Source organism: Sorangium sp. So ce836, from assembly GCF_028553905.1.
In the GTDB taxonomy this organism is placed as follows: Bacteria; Myxococcota_A; Polyangia; order Polyangiales; family Polyangiaceae; genus Sorangium; species Sorangium cellulosum_D.
This window is the reverse complement of record NZ_CP102233.1, coordinates 10,730,017-10,743,527: the sequence shown is the minus strand read 5'-3', so window position 1 is coordinate 10,743,527 and position 13,511 is coordinate 10,730,017. Positions and strand designations below refer to the sequence as shown.

The window sequence follows — 13,511 nt, the reverse complement described above, 5'->3', positions numbered from 1 at the left end:
GCTAGAAGCCGGGCTCGCGAAACCTGGCGCGCCCGGTCTCGGCGGGCGCGCGCGGCGGGCGCGGAGGGCCCGGGCTCGCGGCCGCAGCGGGGGCGGAGGACGGCGGCGTCGCGGGCGAGGTCGAGGGCGCCGGCGCGGGCGGCGGCTCCGGCGCGCGCGGCTCGGCGGCCGCGGACCGCGGGCGCGGCTCCTCCGTGAGGGGCGGCGCCGCGGGCACCTCGACGATCTGCTGCGCGGCGGGGCCCTCCCCGAGGCCGATCCACAGGAGCGTCGCCGCCCCGAGCAGCGCGCCCGAGGCGACGAGCGCCGCCGCGGTGGCGATCGTGCGGGCGCGGCGGCGCGGATCGAGCCGGGAGGACGGCCGCCCCCGCGACCTGCCGTCCGCGGCGCGCAGCGCGTCCTTGATCACCACCGCGCGCCGGGACGTGCGCGCGGCGAGCGCGTCGCGGATGTACCCCGTGACCTCCTCGGGGCGGCCGCCGAGCGTCGCGTTCACCGCCTCCAGCGCGTCCGCGAGCTCGGCCATCGTGGCGAACCGCTCGGCGGGATCCTTGGCGAGCGCGCGCATCACCGCGGCCTCGAGCGCGGGCGGGTAGCCGGGGGCGAGCGAGCTCGGCGGATCGACCGGCTCGGGCCGCGCGATGCGCGCCATGGTCGCGAGGTCGTGGCTGGCGGCGAAGGGGTGCGTGCCCGTCGTCAGCTGATAGAGCACGATCCCGAGCGCGAAGATGTCGGACCGCCGGTCCAGCTGCTCGCTGTAGACCTGCTCGGGCGCCATGAAGAGGATCTTGCCCTTCATGTGCCCGGTGTTGGTCGTCGGGTTGTCCGCCTGCGCCACGGCCTTGGCCACGCCGAAATCGGCGATTTTGACCGTGCCGTCCCGCGTGATCAGGATGTTGTGCGGAGAGACGTCCCGGTGCACGAGCCCGACCAGCGCGCCGTCCTCGTCCCGCAGCTCGTGGGCCGCGTGCAGCCCGCGCGCCGCCTCGATCGCGATCCGCACCGCGACGGGCAGGGGGAGCGGCCGGCCCTGCTTGCGGGTGCTGCCGCCCTGCAGCGCCACGAGCGCGTCGCCGTCGATCCACTCCATCACGAAGTAGAGCACCCCGCTCTGCTCACCCTGATCCAGGATCGCGCACACATTCGGGTGCTTGATCCGGGCCGCGATGCGAGATTCCGTGAGGAACATGCGCTTGCAGCGCGGATCGCTGGAGAGCGCCGGCAGCATCGTCTTGACTGCCACGATCTTGTCGCCCGCCGCCCCGCCGCGCTCCCGGGCCGCCCACACCGTGCCCATTCCGCCCTGCGCGATGGCGATCAGCAGCTCATAGCGGCCGAGGAGTTGGCCTGGCACAAGATCGACGGGCGCTATCACAGCTCGTACCTGCGACTCCTGTGTCGTCGTGAATCCGACCACGCTGAAGCTCTCACGGGCGATGCCTCGGGCGATGCCTCGGGCGATGCACGAGCGTTCCAGGATCGGGAACCAATCTCAAACAATTTTCCAGTTGTCGAGGATCGTCCAGCGTGAGTACGGTTAGATTGCCTCTATCGCTTCGTTGAGGAAGGAGGCGTGGGTGGAGCATCGGATCACCATCGGCGGAGTGGTATTCTTCGCCGTGGTCGGCGTCGGTCCGGCTGCGTTCGCCGATCCTTCCCCGGAGGGCGCCGAGCGCGTTGCGCCCGGCGCGATCGCGGGCGACACGGCGGCTCCCGCCGCGCCGCGGCAGCCGATCGCGGGCGACACGGCGGCTCCCGCCGCGCCGCGGCAGCCGGTCGCGGGTGACACGGCGGCTTCCGCCGCGCCGCGGCAGCCGAGCCCCGCGGAGCTCGCGTCCGCGCGGCACCTCTTCTCGCTCGGCCTCGCCGCGGAGGACCAAGGACGATGGGCGGAAGCGCTCGAGATCTACGAGCGCATCAGCAAGATCGTCGTGTCACCGCCGCTCTTGTACCACCTCGGCGTCTGTCACGAGGCGCTCGGCCACGTCGTCGAGGCGCTCAACGCGTTCGAGCTCGCCACGTCCGGCGCGACCGCGCGGAAGGAGCTCGCGCTCGCCAGGGAGTCGCGGTCGCGCATCGAGAAGCTCCGCGCGAGGACGTCGCAGATCGTCCTCCGGCTGCCCGGGGACGCGACCGGCGTGCGCGTCGAGATCGACGGCGCGCCGATCCACCCGGCGCTCGTCGGCGCGGCCATCCTCGTGAGCCCCGGGGCGCGGCGGATCGCGGTGAGCGCCGAAAATTACGCAGAGCGCTTCGAGGCCACGGTGCAGGCCGAGACGGGCGCCGTCGTCGAGCTGCAGGCCGAGCTCGGCCGCAAGCGAGCGCTCGCGGCCCTGCGGCCGATCGCGCCCGCTCGCCCTGCGCCGCCCCGCGCGCCCGCGCCGGGCCCGAGCGTCCCGCCGGTGGCCGTCCTGGGGGCGGCGGCCGCGCTCGGCGCCGGCGCCGTGGTCACGGGCGCGATGGCCTACGACGTGCGGCACACCTTCCTGAAGAAGAACGCGAACCCCGCCCCGGGCTCGCTGGCCGAGCGGCAGGCGCTGCGCGATCGCGGGCAGGCGCTCGCCGTCACGAGCACGGCGCTCACCGGGGCGGCCCTCGTCGCGGGCGGCTTCGCCGCGTACCTCTTCTGGACCTCCCCGTCGCCGCCCGCGGCGCCCGAGCACGCCGCCGGCCCGCGGCCTTTGCCCGCGCCGCGCGCCCCCGGCCTGACGGCGCTCTCGCCGTGGGTCGGCGCGGACGGCGCCGGCGTCGCCGTGCAGGGAGCGCTGTGAGCCGCGCGCGCCGCCTCGGAAGGGGCGCCGTCGCGGCGCTCGCCCTGGCCTGCACCGGGGTGGACGCGTGCGCCTTCATCGCGCCGTTCCCCGACGTCGCCGCGGATCCGGTGAGCGAGGGGGGAGGCGGCGTCGGCGGGGTCGGCGCCGGCGGCATCGACCCCAGCGGGACCGGCGGCGGCGGCTCGAGCGCGGAGGTCTGCGTCCCCGGCGTCGAGACGGCCTGCTACGCGGGGCCGCCTGGCACGAAGGGCGTCGGCCCCTGCGCGGCCGGCGTCGCCACGTGCAACGACGACGGGACGGACGTCGGCGCCTGCGTCGGCCAGGTGCTGCCCGCGTTCGAGAGCTGCACGGGCGCGGACGAGAACTGCGACGGGCGGGCGTGCACCGGCGATCCCGTGCAGAGCGTCGCGCTGGGCGGCACCGGCGCGCAGCAAGGCCTCGGCGTTGCCGCCGGCGAGCACGCCGTCGTGGTGGTCGGGTCGGCGTCCGGCAGCACCGATCTCGGCGCGGGCCCGTCGGACGAGCTCGGCTCGCTCGCCGAGCCGGACGCCTTCCTCGTTTCGTTCTCCCGCGACGTCGCCACGCGCGAAGGGCGCTTCCGGTTCGGCCGCCGCTTCGCGGACACCGTCGCCCAGGGGGTCGCGCTCGCCCCGGGCGGCGACGTCGTGCTCGCGGGCAGCGCGTCGGGCGACGTCAATTTCGGCGGTGGCCTGCGCAAGGGCCACGGCCGCCGCCCCGACGTCGTCGTGGCGCGGTTCGACGCCTCCGGGGCGCACCAGTTCAGCCGGCGCTTCGGCGACAACGACACCCAGCGCGCGACGGCGGTCGCCGTGGACGAGGCGGGGAACGCGTACGTCACCGGCGAGTTCCGGAGCACGCTCGACTTCGGCGAGAACAGCCACGGCGAGCGCTTCGTCCTGAAGAGCCAGGGCAAGACCGACGTGTTCCTCGCCAAGCTCGACGCCGCCGGCAACGTCTGCTGGGCCAGGCAGTTCGGCGACGCCGCGGATCAGGCCGGCACCGGCGTCGCCGTCGACGGCCACGGCAACATCGTCCTCGTCGGCCGCTTCGCCGGGAGCGTCGATTTCGGGGGGTACGGGAACGGGCTCTCCACCGACGCCAAGAGCGACCTGTTCATCGCGAAGCTCGACCCCTCGGGCGACCACGTCTGGAGCAAGTCGGCCAACGCGACCAACTCCGCCGAGGCGTTCGGCGTCGCGGTCGACGGCGCGGGCAACGTCGTCGTGACCGGCTCGTTCCGCAGCTCGGTCACCGTCGGCGAGTCGGTGCGCACGAGCGCGGGGGACAAGGACATCCTCGTCATCCGGCTCGACGAGAACGGCGTCCTCCAGTGGTGCGAGGACTTCGGCGACGACGCCGACCAGGAGGGCGCCTCGGTCGCGACGGATCTGGCCGGCAACATCCTCGTGACCGGCTTCTTCGGGGGGAGCATCGAGCTCGGCGACAGGGTGCGCTCGGCCAAGGGCGCCTTCGACGCGTTCGTGATGAAGCTCGCCCCGGCCAGCGAGCCGATGTGGCTGCTCTCGTTCGGCGACTCGAGCGAGCAGCAGGGCGCCTCCATCGCCGTCGATCGCCTCGGCCACAGCTGGGTGACCGGGCGCTTCGACGGCGTCCTCGATCTCGGGAGCGGCGCGATCTCGAGCGGCGGCGCCGCCGACGCGTTCCTGGTCCAGCTCGGGCCGTGAGCGCCGCGCGCCGGCGGCTCACTCGCCGGCGAGCGGGTAGATCGGCCGGATGTCGATCGGGATCCCCTCGAGGCCGCCGAGCGCCTGGCGCATCGGCTCCGAGACCTCGCCGTACCGCGCGAGGAGCTCGCCGGCGGCCTGCTTGTCGCCGCGGTGCTGCACGAGGCAGAGATCGCGGACGAGGCGGGCGATGGCGGCCTCGAGCTCCGCGGCGTCGACTGTGAAGCGCCGGGTCGCCGGGTCGAAGCGGGCGGCGCGCTCCTCGAGGAAGCGGTTGATCTGGAGCGCGGCGCCCTTGCCGTGCGCCTCGGCCACGCCGAAGCGGGTGCTCCGGAAGAGCCCCGCGAAGTAGGAGACGAGGAGCTTCTCCCGGAAGTCTCCGGCGAAGTGGCCTCGCTGGATCATGAAGAGGACGTTGTAGGCGCCCATCACGTCGGCCTTGGCCTCCTCGATGGCCGAGTAGGCCGCGCCGAGCGCGAGCCGCACCTCGACCCGGTCTGTGCCGACACGCGCGAACGCCGGGCCCAGGCTGTGCGAGAGCTCGTGGAAGAGCGTCTCGTTGAAGAACGCGTCGGCGGACAGGTGCTCGAGCTGCGCCGGGTCGAGGATGCGCTCGGCGATCGGCCGCATGATCAGCTCGAACTTGGTCTCGATGACGTTGCGGAGCAGGACCTTCTTGGCGCCCTTCTCGGCGCGGACGCGCTCGTCGTTCGGCAGGTTGAACGCGATCGTCTGGACCGACTTGCGGGCGTCGCCGGCGCTGAAGACGAGGTCCACCACCTGGATGGGGCTCTCCCCGCCGCGCTGGGTCTTCACCTCGTCGGGGATGGGCAGGTTGCGCTCCATCTCCGGGAGGAGCTCCTTGTACTTGGAGAGCCTCCGGGAGGCGTCCGGGTCGCTCACCGTGACGAACGCCTCGAACGAAGCCTTGAGGCCGAGGAGCTCGTCCTCGTAGGTCTCGTAGGGGCCGATGGTCACCTCGACCGGGCTGTCGAGGTCCATCCAGTCCTTGTCGGAGGCGTAGTAGTCGTCCGACCGGAACGCCGCGGCCCGGGACCTCAGGAACCTGCGCAGGCTCTCGTTCGCCGTGAGCGCCGCCGCCTCCTCGAGGAGCGCGCCGGCGGGGCCGAGCCACGCCGCGTAGGCCTGGCTGTACGGCACCGCGACGAGCCCGCCCTGGTCGCGGCGGATGAGCGTGAACAGGCCCTCGAACGCCTCCTTGTCGCCCGGGTGCTGCGCGACCCACGCGTGGAGCTCGTCGGCCGAGAGATCTTCCGGGTAGAAGCCGGCGCCGGGCGGACGAGGTCTGTCGATGGCGAAGGGGCGGTGGTGATCCTGCCTGTCCCACGGGCCCCGCATGATGTCGAAATAGGCGAGCCTGTCCCGGCCTTCCGGGGTGGCGTCCGAGACGAGCCGCTCGCGGAGCTCGGGGTTCCCGGCGTAGGCCTGGCGATCGAACACGGGATCGAGCCGTCGCGAGGCCTCGATGAGCTTGTCGAGCGTCCTCCGCTCGGGCTCGGGGAGCGCGCTGACGTCCGCGGTGAGCCTGGCCGGCGCGAACTGCTTGACCTTGTCGGACAACATCGGAACCTCCTAAGGGCGAACTCCGGCGATCTCCGGACGGTTCAGGGTCAGCCCGCTGGGACCGGGTGCGCGTCGCGGTACTCGCGGATGGCCTGGGCCTCGTCGATGGCGTGCTTGAACCCGGTGGCGGCGCGGAAGGCGGCGCTGTCCACGACGACGGGGTACTTGATGTGGGTCAGCGCCGCGCGCGGGAGCTTCGGCAGGCCGAAGCGGCCGAGCGCGTTGCGCAGCACGAACTCGGGGAGGGGGACCGCCACCCGTCCCGCCGCCCGGATGATGAGCGACAGGGGCACGGGCTGGGGGCCCGAGACGTTGTAGACGCCCCGGATGCGCTTCTCGAGCGCCAGGCAGATGGCGGTCACGACATCCTGCTCGTGCATGAACTGGAACAGCGGGTCGAACCCGAGGACGTACGGGACGTGGGGCCCGCGGAGGAAGCTCGCCAGCGTGCCGTGGCCCGTCGGGCCGAGCGTGTAGCACATGCGGAGCACGGTCGTGCAGAGCTCGGGAGCGCGCCAGAGCGCCGTGCAGGCGTAGAGATCGGCGGCCACGAGGTCGGCGAGCTCGGGAAAGGTGGACACCGCCATCGGCGGATCCTCTTCCTTGTGGTAGAGCGGCGACTCGGGGCCAGCGCCGTAATACGTGTGCCGTCCGACGAAGATCACGTGCTCGACGCCGCACGCGCGGCTGTTGTCGAAGACGACGCGCGTGCCGCCCAGGTTGATCCGATACCGCTCCTCGGTCTGCTCCACGAGGTGCGTCACGGTCGCCATGTGGATCACGGCCTGGGGCCGGCTCTTGCGGAACACGTCCTCGGCGGCGCGCTTCTGCAGATCCACGTTGTGCATCTCGACGCCGGCCGGGGCGTCCGGCCAGGGCCGGCGGTCGATGCCGATCACCTCGTGCCCCTCCTCGAGGAGGCGCGCCGCGACCATGCGGCCGAGCTGGCCGGTGATTCCAGGGATGAGGACCCTCATGCGCGCTCCTTCGACGACGCCGTCGCGGGCGGCGCGGCGCCGCGCTGATCCAGCGTGAGCTTGCTGCGGCGGCGCCGCCGCCCCGCCTCGATGAGCTCGGCGATCCTCGCCTTCACCTGCTCCACGTAGCCGGCGATCACCTCGTCTTCCTCCGCGCCGTTCCCGGCGAACGTCATCGGCTCGCCATAGGTGATCTCCAGCTGGACCGGCAGCGGGGCCGGCACGAGATACGGGGTGATCGGGATATACGGCACCCCGAACAGCCGGCCGATCGTGTACGAGTTGGCGACGGTGGGCACCGCCTCGCCGCCGCCGACGAAGCCGAACGGGATGATGGGCGTGCCCGTCTTCATCGCGAGCCGCACGAAGCCCGACCCGAAGTGCACGAGCGAGTTGCGCTCGCTGTAGAGCTTGGCGGTGCCGCGCGCCCCCTCGGGGAACACCATGAGCAGCCGCTCGTCCTCGAGCAGGCGGCTCGCGTGCTCGGGGAGGCCGGTGAAGTGCCCTGTGCGGCTCGACCAGAGCGAGGTGAACGGGAGGCGATTGATGAATTTCTCCGCCATGCCCTCGGCCAGCCGCGGCGGCTCCATCTCGAAGAACATCGACGCGACCACCATCGCCCCGTCGATGGCGACGCCGCCCGAGTGGTTGCCGACGAGCATCGCGCGCCCGCGCGCAGGGACGTTCTCGATGCCCGTGACGCCCACCGAGAAATAATGACGATAGAAGAAGTCGAGGAGAGAGAAGAAGAGGCCCAGGTGCTTCCGGGAGATGCCGTAAGGATCGACCCCGAAGCTGTTGAAAGGGATCTCCAGCCGCTGGACGCGCTGGGCAATCGAGTCGCTGACGAGCAGTGTCAAGGGGCTCCCTCCGGAGGCTGCGGCGCCCGGAGGGTACGCGCGATCGGGCGGGAAGCACAACCTCCGCCGGCCGGCGCAGGAGGCGGCCGGGCTGCGCCGCGCCGGCGCGACGCGCTCATGGATCACGCGCTGTGCGCCCGAGCGCTCGCCGTTCACGTGGAGGATCACATCTCGAAACATAACGCGCCGCGGCGGCGCCGTCGCCGCGGCGATCTGCGCGCTCGCCGCGGGATCGGGGCGTGGCGGTTGAGCAGCCGCTCGGTCCGCGGTATGGGGTCGGCCATGTCGAGCCGACGCCGCGCACCCGAGCTCCCCGGCATTCCGCCCTCCGCCCCCGCGCCGGGAGGGCGCCGCTGCGATGCCCGCCGGGGGCGCGCCCTGTGACAGCGCTCGTGATCCGCCGGGCGGCGCCCGCCGACGTGGAGATCATCGCGGCGAACAACCGCGCCATGGCGCTCGAGACGGAGGGCAAGGTGCTGGACACCGCCACCACCCTCCGCGGCGCCGCCGCGCTGATCGCGGATGAGACCAAAGGGTTCTATCTGGTCGCCGAGCGCGCCTCCGAGGTGGCCGGGCAGCTGATGGTGACCTACGAATGGAGTGACTGGAGAAACGGCACTTTCTGGTGGATCCAGTCCGTCTACGTGTCGCCCGCGGCGCGGCGCAGCGGGGTCTTCCGGGCGCTGTACCGGCGAGTCCACGAAATGGCGGCGGACGCGGGGGACGTATGCGGCATCCGCCTCTACGTGGAGACCGCGAACGCGCGTGCGCAGTCGACCTATGTCGCGCTCGGAATGAAGCGGTCGCACTACGAGCTCTACGAGCTCGATTTGGATTTCGGCTCGTCCTGAGGTGTCCGGCCGTCCTGGCTCTGGGCGGGGGGGACGACCGCGGGCATCGACGGCCAGGAGCCCTTGACGAGGGCGCGCATCGCGGCCGTCTTCAGCGCGACCTCCGAGGGCTCGAGGAAGACGCCGAGGGCCTGGCGGATCTGGGGGAGCGAGCGGATGAGATCGGCAGGCGTCATCGCGTCGGGCGGCGACACGCCGCTCCGCTCGCAGGCCTCCTGGATGATCTTCCTGGCGAACGCGGGCGCGAGGCCGCAGCACTCGACCACCTGCTCGAAAAGCGAGCGCATGAGCTGGTTCCCCCGGGGTAACGTCTGACGCGCGGCGCGTCTTTCACTTGGGCGAGCACATACCGCCCCACGACAAGAATAGCCTACCTCCTATGTCGCGCTCGTGAGATGGCGACTGACCTTCTGCTGGTTTTCGCGGAGATGTAGGTGCGGCAGCGACGCGTTCCCTCCGCCTCGCGCAGGCCGCGCGACCCGAGGTCGCGCGGCCTGCGCGAGGCGGAGGGCGGTCGTGGTCGCCGGAGCCTTGGACGGGCCTCCATGGCCGGAGTGTTGGACGGGTCGGCAAAAAGGATCACCGCCTGGCCGGCCTCGCGCGTGATGATCGCTGCGCCGGCGCGCAGGCGCGAAGCGCCGCGTCTGTCCAGCGCTGACGTCCGGGGATGCAGGTGCGCCGATGGCGTCTCGCGATCCCGTGACATCGCGCGTTACCACCTCGCCGGTTGGCGCGTTATCACCTCGCCGGTTGGCGCGTTATCACCGTCGCTGGCGGGCGCGTCGCCGCCCCGCTGGTCGGCGCGTCACCGCCCGCTCTCCGGCGTGTCACAGCCCTGAGGGTTTGAAGGGTGTCCGGGAGGTCGCCCGCGGAGCGCTCCGCTTCGGCTCCTGCGCCTTCGGCGTCGCGGTGCGGACGGCCGACGAGCGGGGGGCAGGCTTCGCCGTCGAGACCGTGGATCCGCCCGCCGTGCGCGGTTCCGCCCGGCTCGTCTTGGGCTTGACGGCCACGGGCGGGGTCGCTCTGGGCGCCGGCCGCGGGGCGGCGTTCGCGCGGTTGGCGGCGGGAGCAGGGGCATGCGCGGCTCGGCCGAGCGCGGAGCCCTGGACGGATCGGCCGGGAGCGGGGGCATGGGCGGAACCGACGGGGGGCGGGCTGTGCGCGGCCCGGCCGGGGGCGGGGACCTGGCCGGCGCCGCCGGGGGCGAGCGCCTCGACGGTCCCGGCGGGCTGTCCCGGCGCGGTGGCGTGGACCGTCGCGCCGTCGGCCACCGTCGCGGGGAGGTGGGGCGAGCTCGCGAGGACCGGGGCGCTCTCCGTCGCCTCTCGAGCGGCGGGCTCGCGCGCGCCGAAGGCGAAGAAGGCGCCCACGCCGGCCGCGAGCGCGACGGCGCAGGCGCTGGCGATCACGCTGCGGCGCACGAGGTGCTGCCGGCGGAACACGGCCTCCGAGACGACGGCGCCGAGGCCCGGCGCGCTGCCCTCGGCGCCCGAGAGGTCCGGCGCCGGCCCGAGGATCTGCAGGCCGAGCGGAGAGCGGTCGCTCAGGGGAGAGCGCTGGCTCAGCGGCTCGCCCAGGGGAGAGCGCTGGCTGAGCGGCTCGCTCCGCGGAGAGCGCTGGCTCAGGGGCAAGGGCTCGCTCAGAGGGGAGCGCTGGCTGAGCGGCGAGCGCGCCGACATCGGCCCGGACCTCGGGCCCGACGCGGGGCCGTTCCGCGCGCTGATGGGCGCGGTGAGGTCGCGCAGGCCGACCTCCTTGATGAGCGCCTCCACCGCCCGGGGCGACGACACGGCGAGGCCCGGCGTCTGCGCGGCCGCCTCCTCGAGCGCCTCGGCGAACGCCGCCGCGGTCGGGAACCGGTCGTCCGGGTCGGCGCGCAGCGCGCGCATGCAGATCGTGTCGAGCGCGGCGGGGACCGACGGCACCACGGCGCGCGGACCAGCGGGCGGGCCCTTCAGGATCTGCGCGATCAGCGCGCCGTCGTTGTCGGCCTTGAACAGGCGCTCCTCGGTGAGCATCTCCCAGAGCACCACGCCGGCCGAGTACACGTCGCTGCGGCGGTCGACCTGCTCGGCGTGGATCTGCTCGGGCGCCATGTACGAGAGCTTGCCCTTGAGCGCGTTGCCCTGCGTCGACATGAGCCTGGTCTCGGCGCGGGCCACGCCGAAGTCGGTGATGCGCGAGACGCCGTCGATGCCGACGAGCACGTTCTGCGGCGAGACGTCGCGGTGCACGAGGTTGAGCGGCTCGCCCTCGGAGCCGGTGAGCTCGTGCGCCGCGTGCAGGCCCGCGAGCACGTCGAGGAAGATGCGGAGCACGATCCCGATGGGGACCCGCCGCTTCGCCCGCGCGCACGTGCGGAGCAAGAGGTGCAGCGACGGGCCCTCAATGTACTCCATGACGAGGAACAGCGGGTCCTCGACGAGATCGAAGGTCGCGACGACGTTGGGGTGGCGGACCCGCGCCGCGAGGCGCGCCTCGTCGAGGAACATCGCGACGAACTCGGGCTCCGCCGCGATGTGCGGGTGCATCATCTTCAGGGCGACGAGGCGCTCGAACCCGCCGGCGCCGAGCGCCCGCCCGAGGTACACGGTGGCCATGCCGCCCGACGCAATGGCGCGCAAGCTCTCATAGCGGCCAGCGTGCAAGGTCACCCGGCCAGGCTACACCATGCGTGGTGCGTTCTCCACGAGTCATGCGCCGCTCTCCGCGTGCGCGCGCGCGTCGCACACGGCCACGACGAAAACCCGATTTCCTTCCGATGTGAGGCGCGCTACGACCGATCGCCGACAGCCTGGGCTCACGTGATCCCTGGGTCGGCGATCGGCGGCGATGGCGCATGCGCGCGGCGATGGCGCATGCGCGCGGGCGCGGAGGATGCCGCGCGATCAGCTCACGATCGGCAGCCGCCTGGCCGCCGGTCGCGCGCGCGGAACGCCCTGCTCGCGCTCGCGCAATGCGAGATCGTGCTCGATGATCGTTAGGGGATTCTCGTAGGCCGGTAGAGGGAGATCCCTATTCTTCGCGTACACGGGGTGTCGGCCGTGCTTCTTGTACCATTCGGCGACCGTGGCATTGGCCTTCATCTTCTCGAGGATGTTCCGCCACCCGGCGCCGGTGTTGTACGCGCAGAAGCTGATTTCGCCGAGCTGCGTTCCGTACGGAATGATGCACATCTCGGTGCGGCGGAAGTCGTAGTTGAACAGGTCCTGGAACCACATGCCCGCCACGAACAGGACCCGCCACTCGTAGTCGCGGGCGTCGCCCTCGCCGGCGTGCGCGGCGCCCGTCTGGCTCATGAACTGCTTCACCAGGGTCGCGAGGTGGAAGTTCGTCGGCGCCTTCTCGGGCCGGTAGCGGCGCAAGAGCGCGGCGACGACCTGCGCCGTCGTGAGCGCGCGGCCGCGCCCGGCGTCGAAGATCGCGCGCAGGTCGGAGAGCAGCCCCTCGACGTCGATGAAATCGAGCAGCGGGACCACCTGCTTCGTCTTCTTGTGGACGAACAGCACCGTCCCGATCCCGCAGTTCGGGTGGCACCCGCAGTTGAGCTGGCCCCAGTCCTTGTCGGGGCCGTCGAGCAGATCGGTCACGTTGCCGAAGGGGCTGAGCGCCGACAGGGGGAACCAGTCGCGGAGCGGGTCGGTCACGCCGGTCTGCCGAGCGACGTCGTGCGCGAGGTGGCTCAGCGTGTAACGCTGCTTCTCGCGCAGCTCGTCGGAGATGTCCTCGTCGCGGCCGGTGAAGCTGACCGGCTGGAAGCTGACGACCGTGACCTTGTCGGCGTTCTGGACCGCGAAGTCGATGATCGGGCCCACCTGGTCGTTGTTCACGCCGTTGACGATCGTCACGACCAGGATGACGTCGATCCCGGCGGCCGAGAGCTCCTCGATCGCCCGCAGCTTCACGTCGTAGAGGTTCGCGATCTTCCGGTGGCTGTTCGCGGCGTTCGTCACCCCGTCGAACTGCAGGTACGCCATCCGGAGGCCCGCCTCCTTGGCCTTCCTGGCGAAGCCCGGCTCCTCCGCGAAGCGGATCCCGTTCGTCGCGCACTGCACCGCGAAGTACCCTTTCTTGCGCGCGTACCGGATCGCGTCGAGGAAATGCGGGCTCAGCGTCGGCTCGCCGCCGGAGAACTGGATCGACATCTGGCGGCGCGGGCGCACCTCCGCCGCGTCGTCCAGGATGCGCGTGATCTCCTCCCAGGAGAGCTCGTGCACGTAGCCGACCTGATTGGCATCCATGAAGCACGGGTCGCACATCATGTTGCAGCGGTTCGTCAGATCCACCGTGAGCACCGAGCCGCGGCCGTACCGGATGGTGCTCGAGCCGTGGTCGTGGATCCGGTCCGGCGTCATCTCGACGTCGCGGCCGCCGAACAGGCGCTCGATCCGGGCGAGGAACTCCGGGTCGATCGAGATCGTGTCCGAGAAGAAGCCGTGCTTCGGGCACGTCTTCTCCATGACGACGCGGCCGTCGCGCGCGACGATGCGGGCGCGGATCTCCCCGGGCTTGTCATGGATGAGCTTGGTCCAGTCCGCCCTGCCACTCAGGATCTCGGTGCGCGCCTCCTTGACGCAGCGCGGGCACAGGCTGTCCGTCTCTCGAGGCCAGCCGAGCGGGGGCTTCGAGCGCTGGCCGCCCCTCGGGATCGGCTTGTCGCTCCACTTCGGGTGAAACGGCTTGGGCTCGCCGCCGAGCCGGCTCAGATGCTGCAAGACTGGCCACGCCTTGTTGGCCGATACCGTGATGGCCTTTTCCA

10 protein-coding genes are annotated in these 13,511 nt (G+C 72.2%); 3 read left to right on the top strand and 7 right to left on the bottom strand.

Going from position 1 to position 13,511, the window contains the following annotated elements:
- Nucleotide 1: 1 nt before the first annotated feature.
- Nucleotides 2-1,354: a serine/threonine-protein kinase gene (locus NQZ70_RS39215; protein WP_129578792.1), complete on the bottom strand. Its 1,353-nt coding sequence runs from the start codon at nt 1,352-1,354 to the stop codon at nt 2-4.
- Between the two features lie 223 nt (nt 1,355-1,577).
- On the opposite strand from NQZ70_RS39215, the gene NQZ70_RS39210 reads away from it, so the two are divergent.
- Both NQZ70_RS39210 and NQZ70_RS39205 read left to right on the top strand, forming a co-directional pair.
- A complete protein-coding gene (locus NQZ70_RS39210) occupies nt 1,578-2,771 on the top strand; it encodes a hypothetical protein (protein ID WP_237244447.1) in 1,194 nt (397 codons plus the stop codon).
- A complete protein-coding gene (locus tag NQZ70_RS39205) occupies nt 2,768-4,480 on the top strand; it encodes a hypothetical protein (RefSeq protein ID WP_129578790.1) in 1,713 nt (570 codons plus the stop codon). The genes NQZ70_RS39210 and NQZ70_RS39205 overlap by 4 nt, the downstream gene beginning before the upstream one ends.
- A gap of 18 nt (nt 4,481-4,498) precedes the next feature.
- Here the strand turns inward: NQZ70_RS39205 and NQZ70_RS39200 are convergent, their stop codons facing one another.
- The 3 genes from NQZ70_RS39200 to NQZ70_RS39190 are packed head-to-tail and all read right to left on the bottom strand — an operon-like array spanning nt 4,499 to nt 7,901.
- On the bottom strand, nt 4,499-6,064 hold the full coding sequence (locus NQZ70_RS39200; protein ID WP_129578789.1) for a dipeptidyl-peptidase 3 family protein: 1,566 nt from the start codon (nt 6,062-6,064) through the stop codon (nt 4,499-4,501).
- Nucleotides 6,065-6,111: 47 nt separating this feature from the next.
- Complete coding sequence (locus tag NQZ70_RS39195) at nt 6,112-7,041, bottom strand: SDR family oxidoreductase (protein ID WP_129578788.1); 930 nt, start codon at nt 7,039-7,041, stop codon at nt 6,112-6,114.
- A complete protein-coding gene (locus NQZ70_RS39190; RefSeq protein ID WP_129578787.1) occupies nt 7,038-7,901 on the bottom strand; it encodes a lysophospholipid acyltransferase family protein in 864 nt (287 codons plus the stop codon). Before NQZ70_RS39190 ends, NQZ70_RS39195 begins: the two co-directional genes overlap by 4 nt.
- Before the next feature lie 380 nt (nt 7,902-8,281).
- On the opposite strand from NQZ70_RS39190, the gene NQZ70_RS39185 reads away from it, so the two are divergent.
- Complete coding sequence (locus NQZ70_RS39185; protein ID WP_061627057.1) at nt 8,282-8,752, top strand: GNAT family N-acetyltransferase; 471 nt, start codon at nt 8,282-8,284, stop codon at nt 8,750-8,752.
- On the opposite strand, the gene NQZ70_RS39180 is transcribed toward NQZ70_RS39185, so the two are convergent.
- The 3 genes from NQZ70_RS39180 to NQZ70_RS39170 all read right to left on the bottom strand — a co-directional run bounded on the left by NQZ70_RS39180 (nt 8,719) and on the right by NQZ70_RS39170 (nt 13,467).
- Nucleotides 8,719-9,039, bottom strand: a complete 321-nt coding sequence (locus NQZ70_RS39180) for a hypothetical protein (RefSeq protein WP_129578786.1) — start codon at nt 9,037-9,039, stop codon at nt 8,719-8,721. The genes NQZ70_RS39185 and NQZ70_RS39180 overlap by 34 nt on opposite strands.
- A 540-nt stretch (nt 9,040-9,579) precedes the next feature.
- Nucleotides 9,580-11,406 (bottom strand): serine/threonine-protein kinase, encoded by a 1,827-nt coding sequence (locus NQZ70_RS39175; RefSeq protein ID WP_129578785.1) that lies wholly within the window; start codon nt 11,404-11,406, stop codon nt 9,580-9,582.
- Nucleotides 11,407-11,640: 234 nt separating this feature from the next.
- On the bottom strand, nt 11,641-13,467 hold the full coding sequence (locus NQZ70_RS39170; protein ID WP_129581836.1) for a radical SAM protein: 1,827 nt from the start codon (nt 13,465-13,467) through the stop codon (nt 11,641-11,643).
- Nucleotides 13,468-13,511 lie beyond the last annotated feature (44 nt).